Raw genomic sequence first — 16384 nt, forward strand, 5'->3', positions numbered from 1 at the left:
ATCCGTCGCGAATGGCCGGTGCGCTCGCTGAAGGGGAGGTGATCCGTCGCGTACGGCCGTTGCGCGGCGGTATGGCAGACCGTTGGTGACGGATGACCGCACCCGTCCGCGTGCGGGTGGCCGATTCGTCGGGGATGGCTGTTGCGCGCACTGCTGGGAAGGTGATCCGTCGCGAAGGGCCGTTGCGTGGCGGTCGGGCCGACCGTTGGCGACGGATGACCGCACCCCTTCGCGCGTGGGTGGTCGATCCGTCGCGGACGGTCGTCGGCGGTTCTTCGGGGCAGCGATCCGTCGCCGATAGCCGACTCGGAGTCCGGCGGGCGGCCGCTCGTGACGGGTGACCGGTCTTCTCGCGGCCGGGTGACCGATCCGTCACGAACGGCAGGTGGGGTGCTGAGTGGGTCGTGATCCGTCGCGGATGGACGTTTCGGAGGCGGGTGGGCGGCCGTTCGTGACGGATCGGCGAAGCGCGGGGGCTGTGGAGAACGGTGGGGGCCTGTGGACAGCGGTTCGAGAGGTGACGGGCACGGCAGTGTGTGCGCATGCCGAGCCCGTCCCCGCTTCCCCTGGTCCTCCGAGACACGTCCTTCACCGTCGCCGCGGCGCGAGCTGAGGGGGTCGGGCGGGGGCGCCTGCGCCGGAATGATCTCGTCGCTCCTTTCCACGGAGCGCGCAGCCCTGCGGCCGACCTCGATCCGAGGCGGCGGGCGGAGGCGCTGCTCGCGCTGCTCGGGCCGGGCGCCGTGCTGAGTCACCTGACCGCTGCGCGGCTGTGGCCGCTCGAGCTGCCGGACGCCGCTCCGGAGGAAGGGCTGCACGTGAGCGTCCGAGCGCCGGCACGGGCACCGCGACGTCCCCGAGTCGTCGGGCACGCGATCAGCGACCCGCTCGTCCGACGGACCGTGCGCTGGGGACTGCCCATGACGGATCCGGCCTCGCTCTGGTGTCATCTCGGCGCGCTGCTCGAGCTCGACGACCTCGTCGCGGTCGGCGACGCTCTCGTGCGCGTCCCGGTCCGCGAGGAGGACGGTGATCCTCGGCCGTGGGTGACGCTGCGCGAACTCACCGCCCGCTCGTTGCGCTTCGAGGGGAGGGGTGCGGTGCAGGTGAGACGGGCGATCGACCTGGTGCGCGACGGGGCCGACTCGCGGCAGGAGACGCGCTTCCGGCTCGCCTGCATCCGGGCGGGACTGCCGGAGCCGCAGCTGCAGGTTCCGATCCGCTTCCCGTCCGGGCTGCTCGCGGGCTACGCGGACGGCTGGTACGAGCACGAGAGGGTGGCGTGGGAGTACAAGGGCGACGGGCATCGCACGAGCGACCGGCGGTTCGCTCGGGACATCGGCCGCTACGACGACTTCGCCTCACTGGGGATCAGGACCGTGCGGATCGTGAAGTCCGAGTTCCTCCCGTACCCCGAGCGGTCGGTCGAGCGCCTGCGGCGTGCGCTCGCGGAGCGCGCGGGCGGCGGTGACCGTCGGTGATGGCCGGACCCGCGATCGAGCGCGGCCCGCCGAAGGAGCGGGGTCGCGGAGGAGGGGGAGCGAGGAGTCGCGGGAGCAGCGCCGGCGTGGAAGGGAGGGAACGAGGAGTCGCGGGAGCAACGCCGGCACAGAGATGAGGTGCGGGAGCCTCGCCCGCGCGGAGGTGAGCTGCGGAGCCGTCGAGCCCGGCCGCCCCGACCGCTGGACGGCGCGACGCGGGGTCGAGAGGATGAGCGCGTGCGGAGGCGGCGAGCGGGAGCGGGGGGTGCGGTCCTCGTCGCGACCGTGCTGCTCGCCGGGTGCGCGCCGACCGAGGGGTGCCGGGGGTGGAGCACGACGCTGACCGTGAGCGTCGAGGGACCGGGGAGCGGCTCCGTCGCGGATGTGCGGCTGTGCTCGGGCGAGGTGTGCTCGCGGCCCGAGGCGATCACTCCGGACGGAGCGCCCACCTACCCCCTCGCGCGGGACGCCGACGGCGGCTGGGTGTTCGAGGTGGGCACGGATCCGCCGGACGAGGCGACGGTCACGCTCGCGGACCGCTCGGGCGAGGTGCTGATCGAGCGGGAGCAGCCGCTCTCGTGGCGGCTGCTCGGCGAGCCGGAGGGGCCGGAGTGCGGCTGGCGTGCGCAGTCGCGGACGCTCGTGATCGCGGTGCCCGAGCCGCGCGGATCCGTGTTCGGGACCCGCTAGAGCGCTCTCACGCAGACGCGGGAACGGGTGCTAGCGTCGCCCGGACGACCGATCGCACCGAGGCGATCCCCACGAGAAGGCGACCCATGACCGTGACGCTCCCCGCTCCGCGACCGATCGACCCCGGCTCCGTGCCGGAACTGCGCTGGGGAGTGATCGGCACCGGCATCGCGGCCCGCTTCGTGCGCGCGATCCACGCGCACACGACCCAGCGCGCCGTCGCCGTGACCGCGCGCGACGCGGAGAAGACCCGCGCGTTCGCCCAGGAGCACGGGATCCCCACGGTGCACGACTCGGTCGAGGCGCTGCTCGCGGACCCGGAGGTCGACGTCGTCTACGTCGCCACTCCGCACCCGCTGCACCGCGACCAGGCGCTCGCCGCGATCGCGGCGGGCAAGCACGTGCTGATCGAGAAGCCGATCGCGATGTCGGCGCGCGAGGCCGAGCAGATCACCGACGCCGGACGGGCGGCGGGCGTGCTCGTGATGGAGGCGATGTGGACGCGCTACCTCCCGCAGGCCGACGTGATCCGCCAGGTGCTCGAGAGCGGGGTGCTGGGCGAGCTGCGCCTCGTGCGCGCCGACTTCGGGTTCCTGATGCCGTTCCTCCCGGAGCACCGGCTCTGGAACCGCGAGCTCGGCGGCGGCGCGCTGCTGGACGCCGGGGTGTACCCGATCTCGTTCGCGTCCTCGGTGCTCGGCGCCCCCTCCTCCGTCACCGCGTCCGGCTCGATCAACCAGGCGACCGGAGTCGACGCCAGCGCCGATCTGCTGCTCGAGACGGAGTCGGGCGCGCGGGCGCTGCTGTCGACGTCGCTCGAGGCGTCGCTGCCGGTCGAGGCGCTCGTCGTCGGATCGGCGGGACGGCTCCTCGTGCACAGCCCGTTCTTCGGCCCGAGCGGGCTCACCCTGACCCTCGGAGGGCTCGGGGCGGACGAGTCGGCGACCTGGACCGACGAGTCGCACCCGGAGCTGCACGACGGGCTCGCGCACCAGGCCACGGCCTTCGCGTCGTACGTGGCGCAGGGGCTCGTCGAGTCGCCCGTGCACCCGCACCACGAGATCGTCTCGGTGATGGCGACCATCGACGAGGCCCGCCGGCAGGTGGCGGAGGAGATCGCTCCCGGCGCCTCGATCCAGCACACCGTCGCGTTCTCGCTGGTGCACGCGGCGGGCTCGCCCGAGGAGGACGAGTTCCTCGCGAGCGCCCGCCGGATTCTGACAGGGATCCCGGGGGTGCAGGACTTCACCGTGAACCGCCAGGTCAGCCCGAAGAACGGCCTGGCGTGGCAGTTCTCGATGGTGTTCGCCGACCGGGCCGCCTTCGCGGCGTACGACGCGCATCCGGAGCACGCGGCCTTCGTGCAGGAGCGGTGGCTGAGCGAGGTCTCCGAGTTCCAGGAGGCCGACTTCGAGGAGGACGCGCGGATCGGCGCCGCGGGCTGACCCGCGATCCGGGCGCCGGTGCGCACCCGCGATCCGGGTGGCGGCCTGCGCCCGTGGTCCGGGCGCCGGTGCATCCGCGACTCGCTGCACCCGCGACCTGGTGCACCCGCGACCCGGTGCGCCCGCGCGCTCCGCGGACCCTCGGGTCGCGCGCTCAGCCCGCCTCGAGCCGCGTCACCGGAGCGAGCGGGCCGCCCGCGCGGGTCGGCAGCAGGGCCGCTCGGCGCACCACGAGCGAGGTGTGCAGAGCGGCCACGGTCGACTCGGCTCCGCGGTTCTCGTTGCGGCCGGTCGGCTCGAGTCCGTCGAAGCCGGCTCCCGTCACCGGGTCGAGCATGACTGTCCCGGAGTCGTTGTCGCCGAGGAACCAGGCCCAGCAGGAGGCGAGGCCGGCGCGCCAGAGCGGGTCCTCCTCGAGGGTCAGCGCGCGGGCGCAGGCGGCGGCCAGCGCGGCGACCTCGATCGGCTGCTGGTCGAACAGGGCGCCGCGATCCGCGGGCCCGCGGCCCTCGGTGCCGGCGACCGAGAGGTGCCCGTCGCGCGACTCCGTCTCGAGGAGGAACGCGAGCGACGCGAAGCCCCGCTCGAGCAGCGCCGGGTCGCCGAGGGCCGCGCCGGCCGCGAGGAGCGCCTCGGGGATGCAGCCGTTGGCGTAGCGCAGCCGCGGCTCGGGCCACGGCCAGCCGGGATCGGACCCCCGGAGCAGCATCGGAGCGGCGTCGACGAGGAGCAGGGCCGCGGCGGCCGAGTGCGGGCGCACCGCGACGACCTCCGCGGCACCGAGCACCGCGAACGTCATCGCGCGCAGGTCGGGCGAGCGCTGCTCGGCGAGCCGGAGGAAGAGCCGCATCGCCCGGCGCCGGGTCAGGGGCAGCTCGGCGTGCGCCGCCGCGATGCCGGCCGCCCAGACGCTCCGCCCCCACCAGTCGCCGACCGAGGCGTCGTCGACGAGCACGCCGCCCGCGTTCATGCGGTTGTGCACCGCTCCGTCCTCGTCGGCCGCGTGCTCGAGGAAGCGCAGGTACTGCTCCGTCAGCCGCCGGGTGAGGAAGGACTGCTCGGGCTCCTGTACCACGACGATCAGCGCGCGGGACACGTCGTCGACGCAGTAGCCGTGCTCCCTCCGGGGGGCGTCGAGGAGCGCGTGCTCGAAGAGGCCCCGCTCGTCGGTCAGCGCGTCGAGGTGCGCGTAGGGCAGCGGGGCGGCGCGCGGACCGGTCACGCTGCGCGCTCCACGCGCAGGCGCTCGATCAGGTCGAGGTAGCGACCTGCGGCGTCCGGCCACGACAGGGCCGCGGGGACGATCCCCGTGGCGCTGCCCGTCGCGGCGAGCACCTCGTCGAGCGCCCGTGCCATCGCCGACGGATCCTGGTGTGCGACGGCCCGGCCCTGGGGGCCACCGAGGAGCTCGAGGGCGTGCGGGAACGCGGTCGCGACCACGGGCTTGCCGGCCGAGAGCGCCTCGACCAGCACGCCGGACGTGACCTGGTTGCGCGAGTCGTAGGGGAGCAGGACCGCGTCGGCCTCGGCGACCGCGGCGGCGAGCTCACCCGGATCGAGGTAGCGGCCGTCGAGCAGGACGTCGTCCTCGAGCCCGAGCTCGGTGACGAGCGCTGCGAGGGACTCGCGGTAGGCCTCCCCGTGCGAGGCCAGCACCTTCGGGTGGGTCTGCCCGTGGACGGTGTAGCTCGCGGGGACTCCTGCGGCGCGCAGCTCGGCGATCGCGCGGATGCCCCACTCGATGCCCTTGCCCGGGCCGATCAGACCCCACGTGATGATCCGCGGTCGCTCCGGGCGGCGGCTCGCGGCCGTCGCGCCGCTCCACACCGGCACCCCGTGGGCGATGACGCCGACGCGGTCCGGATCGACGTCGTAGCAGCGCTCGAGGATCTCGGCGGCGACCGCGGTCATCACGACGACGGCGTCGGCGAGCGCGGCGACCCTCTCGAGCACGAGCCGCTGCGTCGGGCTCGGCGTCTCGAGGACCGTGTGCAGCACCACGATCGCGGGAACGGTCAGCTGCTCCAGGACCTCGATCACCTCGGACCCGTCGGGCCCGCCGTAGATGCCGTACTCGTGCTGGATCACCGCGACCTCGCTGCGGCTGAGCGCACGGGCCGCGGCGGCGATGCTGCGGGGGTCGCCGGCGACGAGCTCGGCGACCACCTCCTGCCCGCGGCCGGGAGCAGCGGAGCCGGGCACCGCCAGCTCGTCCATCACCCGGACGGTCCGGATCGACGCGCCGTGCGACTCGACGAGCGCAGCCGCCAGGGACTGCGAGAAGGTCGCGAGCCCGCAGCGCGTGGGCGGGAAGGTCGAGAGCAGGCCGATCGTCGCGCTGCTGAGGGGGTGGTCCATCGGGGGCTCCAGCCGCAGAGGGCGGCCCCGGGGAAGCAGGACCGCGAACGGGCGGGACGGCTGCCGGTCGGCACCTCCCGCGGGATCGCCGAGGGGCGGATCCGGTCCACGACCGGCGGACCGGGGTGAGTGCGCAAGATCCTGAAGGTGCGGGATGAACATCCGGGGTCGCGGGCGCCGGGGCTTGACGCGGCGCACGCGCAGGGGTGGCGCGGATCGACGGGTGTGACGGCACCGGTCCGGTCTGTCCACGGGGTTGCGCGCCGGGGGACCCTGAGTAGCGTCGAAGATGCGAGAGCGTTCACGACACCGCTCGAGCAGCGGTCCGGCGGGGATCGCGAGGGCGACAGGGGTTCACCATGGGCAGGATGATCTACGACTCGACGACGGAGGCCGATTTCGACGACCGCCTGCTCGCGCATCTGCAGATCGTGATCGGCACGAAGCTCGGCAAGGGCGAGTCGTTCTACTTCTCGTGGCGGGACGCCGGAGCGGCCGGGGACGGACGCACGTCGCTGTGGCTGCACCCGGCGATCCCGCTGCGCTTCAAGTACTTCGGCGGGCGCGCCCCCTCGATCAACCCGGAGTGGGTGCGTCGGCTGCTGATGGACTCGTACAGCGCCCAGGGGCTGCGGGTCTCGCCGGAGCCGGAGCACGCGGTGCACACGGCGGCGATCCCGACGGTGTGAGGGTCGGGCGAGGCCGACAGAGACCGACGATCACCGGTCGTTCGGCGATCAGGGACGATCGCGCGCGTCAGTGCACCCGGTCGGCCAGCCGGCCGATGATCCACTCACCCGTGGCACTGCGCGCCCGGACGAGGAGTCGCGTCACCGACGCGATGTCGGGCTCGTCCGGCTCGGCCGAGTCGTACTCGATCACCATCGGCGTCGATTCCGACAGCGCGACCGTGGCGACCGAGAGCGAGGTTCCCTCGGCGACCCAGACGAACAGGCCCGACCCTCCGTCGCGGCGCAGGATCGCCGTCGCGTACTCGAGGCGGGTGAGAGTCGCGTCGTCGACCTGCAGGGACGGGAGGGAGGCGAGCTTCAGGACACCCATGGCGCCGCCCCGCGCCGTGCTCGTGGTTCGTCCGTGCGTGCTGTGTCCATGCGTCTCCCCAACCCTCTGAGGCCTGTCGGCCGAGCATCGGGGTCCGGGATGCAGGGACAGGCTACGCCTCGTCGCCGAGGAGGGCTCCGGGGTTGCGCATCGCGGGAAGGAGGAGACGGCGCTCAGCGGCGCACGCGGACCGTCTGCAAGGACGTGTCGGTGACGTCGGGCACGGTCATCCCGATCTCGAGACCGGATCGCAGGTAGGAGAGGACGGCGCCCGTGAGGCGCTCACCCGGGACGAACGCGGGGATGCCCGGCGGGTAGGGCGTGGCGAGCTCGGCGGCGATCCGGCCCTCGGCCTCCCCGATGGGCACGGACTCGGTGCCGCCGAAGAACGCCTCGCGCGGGGTGCAGACCGAGTCGAGTTCGAGCTCGCCGGGATCGGGCAGGTCGATGCGCGCAGGCGCGGGCAGGTCCCCGGCGTGCGCCGAGAGGTCGCGGAGCGCCGCCAGCAGCCATCCGGTCGTCGTCTCGTCGTCGGCGATCGAGATCTCGACGCCGATGCGCCGGTGATCGCTGAGGCTGACATCGAGCGCGTGCTCGGCGCGGATCCAGTCGGCCGCCTGATAGCCGGAGACGCCGAGCCCGTCGAGGTCGATCACCGCGTGCAGGCGGTCGAGGTCGTGCGAGGCCTCGGCGCCGAGGAACTCCTCCTCGAGGACGTGCAGTCCGTCGATCCGCTCGATCGAGGCGCGCACCCGCGTCGAGAGGTCGAGGGCGCCGCCCAGCAGACGGTCGCCCTCGCGCACCATGTGCCTCCGCCAGCCGTCCATCGCCGCGTAGACGAGCACGTTCGGGCTCGTGGTCATCAGCAGATCGGCGCACTGCGAGAGGTGCGACGGATCGACGAGGTCGCCCTGCACGTGGAAGACCGAGCCCTGCTCGAGGCCGAGCCCCATCTTGTGCACGCTGACCACGCAGACGTCCGCACCCGCGCTCATCGCCCAGGTCGGCAGCGGCTCGTGGAAGGGCAGGTGCGCCCCCCACGCCTCGTCCACGATCAGCGGCTTGCCGTAGCGGTGGCAGACCTCGGCGATGCCGGCGATGTCGGCGCAGGTGCCGTACGGGGACGGACTGACGATCAGGCGCCGGCGGCGTCGGGGTGCCGCTTCCAGGCCTCCTCGACGTCGGCGGGCGAGGGCGCGTGCGAGAGGTGCTGCTCGCCGTCCCAGCGGGGCGCGACCCAGTAGGGCTGCAGACCCGAGAAGACCAGACCGGCGACCACCGACTTGTGCACGTCGCGCGCGACGATGATGCCGCCGGAGCAGCCCGCGACGGCGAGCATCGCGGCCTTGACCGACAGCGAGCTGCCGCACGTCGAGAACATCGTGTGCTCGGCGCCCACCGCCTCGGCCATCAGCTCCTCGGCCCTCTGGAGGTAGCCGTGCGAGGAGGAGCGGTCGTCGAGTCCGCTGGTGCTCAGCAGATCGCCGCGGAACACGTCCCGACCGAGCACGGCCAGCGTGTGCTCGTCCACGCCGCGGCCCTGCCGGTGCGCGGGAGGGGTGAAGCCGTAGCGGGCCCGCGCGTGGTAGTCGGCCACTCCGTCGAGCAGGGGTGCGTCGTCCTGGTGCATCGTCGTCTCTCGTCTCGTCGATCGGGTCGGAGGGGGGTCACGAGTGCCGCGCGACCGGCACCCGGGGCGGATCGACCGGCCGCGGCGGGGCGACGCCCTCGGGCAGCCCGACCGACACGGCGTCGCGCAGGTCCCCGCGAGCCGCCGCGGCGCGCTGCCGCTCCGCTCCGGTGCCGCGGTAGAGGATGCGGTTCACACCCGAGCAGACCCGCGCCAGATCGCCGCTGCGCTCGAGGGCGGGACGGACCCGGGCCAGGAGGGCGTCGAGCACCACCGACGCGGCACGGGGGCGCCCGGAGCGCGGATCGACGAGCGGCCCGAGTGTGCCCGTCAGGGCCGCCTGCCAGGACGCGAGACGCAGCACCGCGGTCGGGATCTCGTCCGGCGGCGATCCGCGGCGCCACTCCTCGGCGGCCGTCTCGACCATCGCGCGGGTGAGCAGCGCCAGGGTCGTCGCGCTGTCGACGTCGGCGCAGACGTCGGCCACGCGGATCTCGACCGTGGGGTGCACGGCGGACAGGCGGGCGCGAGGTAGAGCATCCCGTTGTCCAGCAGAGTGCCCGTGGCCAGCATCCGCTCCTCGAAGGAGGTGTAGTCGACGACGGAGGAGAACACGTCGGTCGGTCCGGCCGAGGGCCAGCGGTGCCAGTCGAGGAAGCGGTAGCTGGCGTAGCCGCTGTCGGCTCCGTCGTGGAACGGCGAGTTCGCGCTCAGGGCGCGGAGCGCGGGCAGCCAGCCGCGGATCCGGTTCAGGACGGCGACGCCCTCCTCCGGCGACTCGATCCCGACGTGCACGTGCAGCGCGCAGGCCAGGCTCTCGCGCCCGGTGCAGCCGTAGCGGCGGGCCAGCTCCCGGTAGCGCGGAGTGTCGAAGGAGTGCGGCGAGCAGGGCAGCGGTGACGAGGCGACGGCGCTGGCTCGCGCGCCCAGCCGGCGCGCCAGGCCGTCGGCCAGCGCCCGTCCCGCGGTGAGCGCCCGGGTCAGCTCGGCGCCGCTCGTGAACGGTGCCGACACCACCTCGATCATCTCGTCCTGCATCTCGGCGACGAGGACCGTGCCGTCGGGAGCCGCGGCCTCGCGGGCGTGCGCGGCGAGGATCTGCGCCGCGACCGGGACCGGCGCTCCTGTCTCTGCGGACACCAGCAGCAGCTCCTCCTCGACGCCGACGGTCCTCGGTGCGGCGGTGCTCGTGGAGACGGTGCTCCTGCTCCGGGCAGTGGTTCTCATGGCGTCAGTATCGGAACGCCCGATCCGCCGCACGCAGAGGCTTGCCACGGACGCCCCGGGCGGCGATCATGCCGCGCCGCCCGCTCGCGCGAACCACACGGCACCGCCTCCGGGCAAGGGGGTGCATCGAGGACACCGGGCGCGGATAGGACTTCGAGGACGGCAGCGCTCCAGGACCGACGCGCTGCAGCAGGAGGAGCACCATGTGCGGCATCGCCGGCGAGATCAGGACCGACGGGGCGGAGGCGGATCGCGACGTCGTGGGGAGGATGACCGCGGCGCTCGCCGCCAGGGGACCCGACGGCGAGGGGCTCTGGAGCGACGGACCGGTGGCGCTCGGGCACCGGCGGCTGAGCATCATCGACCTCTCCGACGCCTCCGCGCAGCCGATGACCGACGACGCGGCCGGTCTCGCGATCGTCTTCAACGGCTGCATCTACAACCACCGGGAGCTCCGGGCGGAGCTGGGCCCGCAGTGCTTCCGCACGTCGGGAGACACGGAGGTGATCCTGCGCGCCTACGAGCGCTGGGGGCTCGACTTCGTGCAGCACCTCGTCGGCATGTTCGCGATCGTCCTCGTCGACCGGGCGGCGGGGCGGGTGGTGCTCGTCCGCGACCGCCTCGGCATCAAGCCGCTGTACGTCACCCGCGTCGGGGCGGCCGTGCGCGTCGCCTCGACGCTCCCTGCGCTGCTCGCGGGCGGCGGGGTCGACACCCGGATCGACGACGTGGCGCTCCACCACTACCTCAGCTGGCACTCCATCGTGCCTGCGCCCCGGACGATCCTGCGGGGCGTCCGCAAGCTGCCGCCCGCGACGCTGCGGGTGATCGACCGCGACGGCTCCGAACGGGACCTGCGCTACTGGGAGCCGCGCTACGAGCGGGATCCCGAGCGCGCCTCCTGGAGCGACGCCGACTGGCGCGAGGCGGTGCACGACGCGCTGCGCACCGCTGTGCGGCGCCGGACCGTGGCCGACGTGCCCGTCGGCGTCCTCCTCTCGGGCGGAGTGGACTCGAGCCTGATCGTCGAGCTCCTCGCCGAGGAGGGGCTCGCGGACGGGATCGAGACGTTCTCGATCGGCTTCGAGGACCGAGGGGGCCGCGCCGGCGACGAGTTCCGCTGGTCGGACGCGGTCGCGCAGCGCTTCGGGACGGCGCACCACCGCCTCCGGGTCGGCGTGGACGACCTGCCCTCGGCCGTCTGCGCCGCGGTCGGCGCGATGTCGGAGCCGATGGGCACCCACGACGCGACCGCCTTCTTCCTCCTCGCGCGGGCCGTCTCGGAGCACGTCACGGTCGTGCAGTCGGGGCAGGGCGCCGACGAGGTGTTCGGCGGCTACGGCTACCACCGGATCGACCCGGGCGCGCGGCGGAAGGACGCCTACCGCGCGTTCACCCGCGCGTTCCGCGACCGCCCGCACCGGAGCGTCCTGCGCGCGGTCGAGGACGAGCACGCGCTCCTCGAGGACCCCAGCGGCGCGCTCGTGAAGTCCGCGTTCCGGTCGGGCGGTGCCGACACTCCGCTGGACGTCGTGCTGCGGCTCGACACCCACGTGCTCATGCCCGACGACCCGGTGAAGCGCGTCGACACGATGACGATGGCCTGGGGAGTGGAGGCGCGCGTGCCGTTCCTGGATCACGAGCTCGTCGAGCTGGTCGCGGCGGCGCCTCCGCACCTCAAGTCCGGTCGCGGGGGCAAGACGCTGCTGAAGGACATCGCGCGCCCGCTGCTCCCGGAGGGCGTGGTGGACCGGCCCAAGGGGTACTTCCCGGTGCCGGACCTGCTCGAGCCGACCGGGCCGCTGCTCGACCTCGTCGAGGACGCCCTCGACTCCGAGACGGCGCGGGGCCGCGGGCTGCTGCGGCGCGGCTTCGTCGACGAGATGCTCGTCGATCCGGGGGCGCTGCTGCCCACCGGGGGCAACCGGCTCTGGCAGCTCGCGGTGCTCGAGCTGTGGCTGCAGGAGCACGGGATCCGGTGAGGAGCATGCAGCGCGTGCGCCGCCCGGAGCCCCGCGAGGAGGGCGTCCTGGTGCTCGGGTCGACGGAGGAGGAGCTCGCGCTGCTCCTGCGCGAACTGGCGTCGATCGCGCAGTCGCCGTGCCTCGACGCGCGCACGGCGGCGATCGAGCGCCGCCGTGCGCTGCAGGAGGAGGCGGCGGGCTGGTCCGCGCTCCCGGCGCGCGACGTCCGGCGGGTCAGAGTGCGGCTGCGACTCGAGCGCGAGAACCTGCGACGCGGACGGATCGGCTGCCGCCACGTCCTCGATCCGCCCGGACGGTAGCAGCCGCCGCCGGAGGGGTAAACCCTCTCCGCGTCCGGGCCGGGGGCGACGTACCGTCGCCGGATCGATCGAGGAGAGGCGGAGACGATGTCCGACGAGATCCCCCAGTGGGTGCGCTTCGCGCGCAAGGAGCCGCAGACCGCCACCGTCGGTTCGCGGCGGATCGAGATCGGCGCCCCCGATCCTGTCGCGGGCGAGGTGCTGCTGACGGTGTCCGAGGACGGCGTGCCGATCGGGTACGTGCTGCCGACGGATCCGCCGACCTCTCTCCGGCGGACCGGGGAGCGGACGCCTCGGCCGGTCGGCACGATGCAGGACCTCGTCGACATCCTGGCGCCCGTGCGCGCCGTCCCTCCCGCGCGGAGCAGCGGATGAGCGGGGCGCGGCTCCACATCGGCATCCGGTTCCACGCCGCCGACGATCCGGCGAGCGAGGAGTGGACGGTGCGCTCGGTCGACGAGCGCGGCGGAGTGGTCTGCGAGAGCGCCACGGGCCGGCGCACCTTCTCGAGGGGCGCCGTCGAGGACGGCATCTCCCGCACCGCGGAGGCGACCAGCGCCTTCGACGACACGCGGGCGTGACGGAGGAGGTCCTCGGATGAGCGGCGTGCTCGTGCTGGGTCAGATCGCGCGCGATCTCGTGCTGGCCGTGCCTCGGGTGCCCGAGGGCGGTGGCAGCGCGACGGTGCGCGCGAGACGCGAGGTGCTCGGCGGCAAGGGCGCCAACCAGGCGGTCGCGCTCGCGCAGCTCGGCGCCGAGGTCGACCTGATCGGAGTGGCGGGTCGGGACGCGGTGGGCGAAGCGCTGGTGGCGCGGCTGCGCACCGACGGCATCGGGGTGCGCTACGTGGCGCGACGCGGCGCCTCCGCTCTGCTGGTCGACGTGGTCGACGCCGACGGGGTCTCGCGGCTGCTCGAGGACGTTCCGGAGGAGTCCCTCGTGCGAGGCGCGGACGTGGCGGCCGTGCGCGAGCTGGACCGGTGGGACACGGTGAGCCTCCAGCTGCAGCAGCCCGCGGCGGCGGTGCTGCGGCTCGCGCGGCGCGCGTCGGCGGCGGGGCTCCGGGTCGTGCTCGACGGGGCCGTGCAGGGCGGGGAGGCCGACGAGCTGCTCCGGCTCGCCGAGGTGCTGCGCGCCGACGCCGACGAGGCCTCGGAGCTGGTCGGCGGGACGGTGCGCACGGCGTCGGAGGCGGCGGACGCCGCCGACCTCCTCCGCTCGCGCGGGCCCGCGATCGTCGCCGTGGCGAGCGAGGACGGCAACACGATCGCCTGGGGGCGGCACCGGGTGCACGTGCCGTTCGGCGAGCTCGTGCCGGTCGACCGCACGGGCGGTGGCGACTCCTTCGTCGCGGGGCTCGTCCAGGGACTGCGGCGGGGACTCGGACCGGAGGCCGCGGGACGCTGGGCCACCGCGTGCTCGGGATCCACCGTCGCCCGGCTGGGCGGGCGGCCGTATCTCGTCGAGACGGTCGCGCACGCCGGCACGTGACGGTGCTGCTCCGGGGACGTGGCGGTGCTACTCCGGAGCGCTGATCGCGAGGGGGACCCCCGGCGTGATCAGGAGATGCGCGCTGCGGGCGTCGGCCTCGCCCTCGGCGACCTCGAGCCAGTGCGGCTCGGAAGCGAGCGCCTCGGCCACGCGGGCCTGCACCTCGTCGATCGTGACGTCGGCTAGGGAGTACCGGCGTCCGCCGTACTGGAGCTCGACCCGCTTCATGCGCTGACCGCCACTCGGTCCGGCACGGCCGACTCCGGCTCGGGCGTGATGCGCAGGCCCTGGCCCGCGTACGAGTCCTGGAGCAGGCGGCGGATCCACTCCGGATTGATCGACGGAGCCCGGCCGCCGAAGTACTTGAACCGCAGGGGGATCGCCGGGTGCAGCCAGAGCGCGGTGCGGCCGTTGCCGACTCCGCCGGTGTCCTTCCACGAGAGGTAGAAGCTCTCTCCCTTGCCCAGCTTGGTGCCGATGACGACCTGGAGGTGGGCGAGGATCCTGTCCTCGAAGTCCGCCTCGGTGCTCGAGTCGTAGAACAGCCTGCCCATGGTGTCTCCCGCCGTTGCCGGCGCCCGGGGCGGACGCCGTGCTCCGCGCGCTCCGGTTCCGCGCAGATCCTCTACGCTACGGGGGCGCTGGGGATTTCCACGCGGGGGTTGACGGAGTGGATCAGGTGCCGGGCGAGGCCGAGTCGGTGCTCTGGCCGAGGACGTCGGTGAAGTCGAGGAAGTCGACGTCGGGGTTGTCGGTCATCTCGTCGCTCCACGACGGCCGGGCGGGCTGCATCCGCCGCGCCTCGAGCTCGATGCGGGCGACGACCCCCTCGTCCAGCGGATCCTCGCCCTGGCTGTTCTCGACGGGGGTCGAGGAGAGCTGGCTGGCGGGACCGAGGAGCAGGTGGGCGTGGGCGCGGCTCCCGCCCTCGGTCACGACCGGGATCTGCACCACGTCGGACTCGCCGACGTCGGCGAGCGCCCTCGCGTAGCGGAGGACGGCCTTGCAGGTCGCGTCCCCGACGAGCATGACGCCGCCGGCGTAGTGCAGTCTTCGCATGCCGACACGATCACCGACTGCTGCCCACCGGGTGAAGAGGGTTGCCAACCGGGGGCGGGGGTGGGCGGAACGCGGAGGTGCCTGGGTCGCGGAGGTGCCTGGATCGCGGTCGGCGTTCGATCACAGGGTGCCGGTGGTGGCGACCACTCCGTTCGCCACGTCGCGCAGCCGCGCGCCGGTGCGGCGGGCATGACTCCTGAGCAGCGTGAACGCGTGGTCGATGCTGATGCTCTGCCGCTCGGCGAGGACGCCCTTGGCCTGCTCGATCACGATGCGGGAGTCGAGCGCGTGCTGCAGCTGCGCCGTGATGTCGTTCTGCTCGCGCACGGTCTCGCTGAACACGATGCCGAGGGTGGCGACGTCGGCGAGGGCCTGCAGGACGGCCACGTCGTTGTCGCTGAAGGAGCCGGGCTCGCTCGCGAAGACGTTGATCGCGCCGAGCGTGCGGTCGCGGTGGCGCAGCGGAGTCGCGTGCACGGCACGGAAGCCGCGGTCGAGCGCGGTGCGGGTGAAGTCGGGCCAGCGGTCGGACCGCTCGAGGTCGGCGAGCTCGACGACGGCGCCGCCGTGGAACGCCTCGAGGCACGGGCCCTCGCGAGTACCGAGCTGCTCCTCCTCGATCTCGGCGGCTCGCTCGCTCGTGGACGCCATCACGTGCAGGGTGCCCTCGCCGTCGGCCAGGACGATGCCGGCGTCCACCGCCGCGGTGAAGCGGGTCGCGGCGTCGACCAGCGTGTCCATCGTGTCGATGACGTCGTGCTCGGGGCGCAGGGCGTCGGCGAGCGCGACGAACACGTCGGCGAGGCGGGCTTCGCGATCGGAGGAGGTCATGCCTCGAATCTACGGACGCATCGGCGCTCGGGGGAAGCCGGGAGCGCGAGGGCTTCGCTCCGGGTCCGTCGGCCGCGGGCACTGCCAGAGACGGGCGGCGGAGTCAACGCCCTCCACACATCCGACGAGCCCGACTTAGTGTCCAGAGCATCCCGGAGGAACCGCGTGACCGACTCGGAGCGCGGGGGACTTCGGGTGGGACGAGGGGAGTGGACGATGTCGAGGGACGATGTGGCGCCGGGGCGGTTCGCGCGCTTCGTGAAGTGGGTTCCGCGGGCGGACGGCTGGGAGCCGCAGTACCTGCGCGGGCGCGTGATCGCGAAGCGGGACGGCGAGTGGATCGTCTCGGTGAACGGCGAGGAGAAGCGCGTGATCAAGAAGGAGTGGAGCGTCTACCGCTGACGCTGCTCTCGGAGGACGGGAGGAGGGCGGCGTGAGACTGCCCGATCGACGCAGCCCCGAGGTCCGCGAGGCGCGACCCGGGCTGTTCGTGCTGGAGCTGCGGCGCACGCGCACGCGGCCGGCGCAGGAGCTGGGCGTGCTGGTGCGGACGGGGCCGACCTGGACGGTGCTGAGCCTGGAGGGCGTGGCCGCGGGGGTGGGCACGTTCCACGAGGCGGTGTCGACTCTGACGCCGGCGCAGGGGTGACGGGGGCTGCGGGAGGCTGCCTGTGGTGGCTGGTGCTGCTTCTCCAGTAGTTGCGGGAGACGCGCGTGGTTACCGCAACTTCTGCGGAAGGGCGGAGGCTGAGGCGGGCGGTGGTGTGTGCCGGCGGTCTCGACTCGTGCTGGTTCTCCAGTAGTTGCGGGAGACGCGTGCGGTTAC

20 protein-coding genes and 1 pseudogene are annotated in these 16384 nt (G+C 73.8%); 11 read left to right on the forward strand and 10 right to left on the reverse strand.

The genetic code is table 11. The features are described from left to right. Window positions 1–920: 920 nt before the first annotated feature. The 3 genes from B0T42_RS19625 (at window position 921) to B0T42_RS13620 (ending at window position 3616) form a co-directional block, all read left to right on the forward strand. Window positions 921–1481, forward strand: coding sequence for a hypothetical protein (locus B0T42_RS19625; protein ID WP_139344521.1), 561 nt, complete (start codon window positions 921–923; stop codon window positions 1479–1481). A 237-nt stretch (window positions 1482–1718) separates the two neighbouring features. Next, on the forward strand, window positions 1719–2171 hold the full coding sequence (locus B0T42_RS13615; protein WP_077223603.1) for a hypothetical protein: 453 nt from the start codon (window positions 1719–1721) through the stop codon (window positions 2169–2171). Between the two features lie 86 nt (window positions 2172–2257). Further along, the gene (locus B0T42_RS13620; RefSeq protein WP_158078135.1) at window positions 2258–3616 is read left to right on the forward strand and encodes a Gfo/Idh/MocA family oxidoreductase; all 1359 of its coding nucleotides are present in this window, start codon (window positions 2258–2260) and stop codon (window positions 3614–3616) included. A 154-nt stretch (window positions 3617–3770) separates the two neighbouring features. Here B0T42_RS13620 and B0T42_RS13625 read toward each other — a convergent pair whose 3' ends face one another. Both B0T42_RS13625 and B0T42_RS13630 read right to left on the reverse strand, forming a co-directional pair. Next, complete coding sequence (locus tag B0T42_RS13625; RefSeq protein ID WP_077223604.1) at window positions 3771–4838, reverse strand: hypothetical protein; 1068 nt, start codon at window positions 4836–4838, stop codon at window positions 3771–3773. Then, entirely contained in the window at window positions 4835–5974 is a 1140-nt protein-coding gene (locus tag B0T42_RS13630; protein ID WP_077223605.1) for a glycosyltransferase, read from the reverse strand. The genes B0T42_RS13625 and B0T42_RS13630 overlap by 4 nt, the downstream gene beginning before the upstream one ends. A gap of 359 nt (window positions 5975–6333) precedes the next feature. On the opposite strand from B0T42_RS13630, the gene B0T42_RS13635 reads away from it, so the two are divergent. Continuing rightward, on the forward strand, window positions 6334–6663 hold the full coding sequence (locus tag B0T42_RS13635) for a DUF7882 family protein (RefSeq protein ID WP_077223606.1): 330 nt from the start codon (window positions 6334–6336) through the stop codon (window positions 6661–6663). Window positions 6664–6730: 67 nt separating this feature from the next. Here B0T42_RS13635 and B0T42_RS13640 read toward each other — a convergent pair whose 3' ends face one another. From B0T42_RS13640 to B0T42_RS13650, 4 genes and pseudogenes are all read right to left on the reverse strand, one after another. Beyond that, window positions 6731–7036, reverse strand: coding sequence for a hypothetical protein (locus tag B0T42_RS13640; protein WP_077223607.1), 306 nt, complete (start codon window positions 7034–7036; stop codon window positions 6731–6733). Between the two features lie 173 nt (window positions 7037–7209). Further along, entirely contained in the window at window positions 7210–8277 is a 1068-nt protein-coding gene (locus B0T42_RS22130; protein WP_274703335.1) for an aminotransferase class I/II-fold pyridoxal phosphate-dependent enzyme, read from the reverse strand. Further along, a complete protein-coding gene (locus B0T42_RS22040) occupies window positions 8172–8666 on the reverse strand; it encodes an aminotransferase class I/II-fold pyridoxal phosphate-dependent enzyme (protein ID WP_201788544.1) in 495 nt (164 codons plus the stop codon). Before B0T42_RS22040 ends, B0T42_RS22130 begins: the two co-directional genes overlap by 106 nt. Window positions 8667–8703: 37 nt before the next feature. Further along, window positions 8704–9893 (reverse strand): annotated as a pseudogene (locus tag B0T42_RS13650) (carboxylate-amine ligase). Window positions 9894–10096: 203 nt separating this feature from the next. Here B0T42_RS13650 and B0T42_RS13655 point away from each other — a divergent pair. From B0T42_RS13655 to B0T42_RS13675, 5 genes are all read left to right on the forward strand, one after another. Then, entirely contained in the window at window positions 10097–11875 is a 1779-nt protein-coding gene (locus B0T42_RS13655) for an N-acetylglutaminylglutamine amidotransferase (protein WP_077223608.1), read from the forward strand. A 5-nt stretch (window positions 11876–11880) separates the two neighbouring features. Next, window positions 11881–12177 carry a hypothetical protein gene (locus B0T42_RS13660; RefSeq protein ID WP_077223609.1) on the forward strand — a complete coding sequence of 99 codons (297 nt, stop codon included), beginning with the start codon at window positions 11881–11883 and terminating at the stop codon, window positions 12175–12177. Between the two features lie 87 nt (window positions 12178–12264). Then, window positions 12265–12552, forward strand: coding sequence for a hypothetical protein (locus B0T42_RS13665; RefSeq protein ID WP_077223610.1), 288 nt, complete (start codon window positions 12265–12267; stop codon window positions 12550–12552). Continuing rightward, window positions 12549–12758 carry a hypothetical protein gene (locus B0T42_RS13670; protein WP_077223611.1) on the forward strand — a complete coding sequence of 70 codons (210 nt, stop codon included), beginning with the start codon at window positions 12549–12551 and terminating at the stop codon, window positions 12756–12758. Before B0T42_RS13665 ends, B0T42_RS13670 begins: the two co-directional genes overlap by 4 nt. A 16-nt stretch (window positions 12759–12774) precedes the next feature. Then, a complete protein-coding gene (locus B0T42_RS13675) occupies window positions 12775–13668 on the forward strand; it encodes a PfkB family carbohydrate kinase (RefSeq protein WP_077223612.1) in 894 nt (297 codons plus the stop codon). A gap of 27 nt (window positions 13669–13695) precedes the next feature. On the opposite strand, the gene B0T42_RS13680 is transcribed toward B0T42_RS13675, so the two are convergent. From B0T42_RS13680 to B0T42_RS13695, 4 genes are all read right to left on the reverse strand, one after another. Continuing rightward, complete coding sequence (locus tag B0T42_RS13680) at window positions 13696–13896, reverse strand: hypothetical protein (protein WP_077223613.1); 201 nt, start codon at window positions 13894–13896, stop codon at window positions 13696–13698. Beyond that, window positions 13893–14222, reverse strand: coding sequence for a DUF7882 family protein (locus tag B0T42_RS13685; protein WP_077223614.1), 330 nt, complete (start codon window positions 14220–14222; stop codon window positions 13893–13895). The genes B0T42_RS13680 and B0T42_RS13685 overlap by 4 nt, the downstream gene beginning before the upstream one ends. Window positions 14223–14343: 121 nt before the next feature. Then, window positions 14344–14727, reverse strand: coding sequence for a hypothetical protein (locus B0T42_RS13690; protein ID WP_077223615.1), 384 nt, complete (start codon window positions 14725–14727; stop codon window positions 14344–14346). Window positions 14728–14847: 120 nt separating this feature from the next. Continuing rightward, complete coding sequence (locus B0T42_RS13695; protein WP_077223616.1) at window positions 14848–15558, reverse strand: GAF and ANTAR domain-containing protein; 711 nt, start codon at window positions 15556–15558, stop codon at window positions 14848–14850. 216 nt (window positions 15559–15774) lie between these two features. Between B0T42_RS13695 and B0T42_RS19630 the strand changes: the two genes are divergently transcribed. After that, the gene (locus B0T42_RS19630) at window positions 15775–15960 is read left to right on the forward strand and encodes a hypothetical protein (RefSeq protein WP_139344522.1); all 186 of its coding nucleotides are present in this window, start codon (window positions 15775–15777) and stop codon (window positions 15958–15960) included. A 31-nt stretch (window positions 15961–15991) separates the two neighbouring features. Continuing rightward, a complete protein-coding gene (locus tag B0T42_RS13700) occupies window positions 15992–16207 on the forward strand; it encodes a hypothetical protein (RefSeq protein ID WP_077223617.1) in 216 nt (71 codons plus the stop codon). Window positions 16208–16384 lie beyond the last annotated feature (177 nt).

The sequence above is a fragment of the Rathayibacter rhapontici genome (genome assembly GCF_001995175.1).
Lineage (GTDB): Bacteria > Actinomycetota > Actinomycetes > Actinomycetales > Microbacteriaceae > Rathayibacter.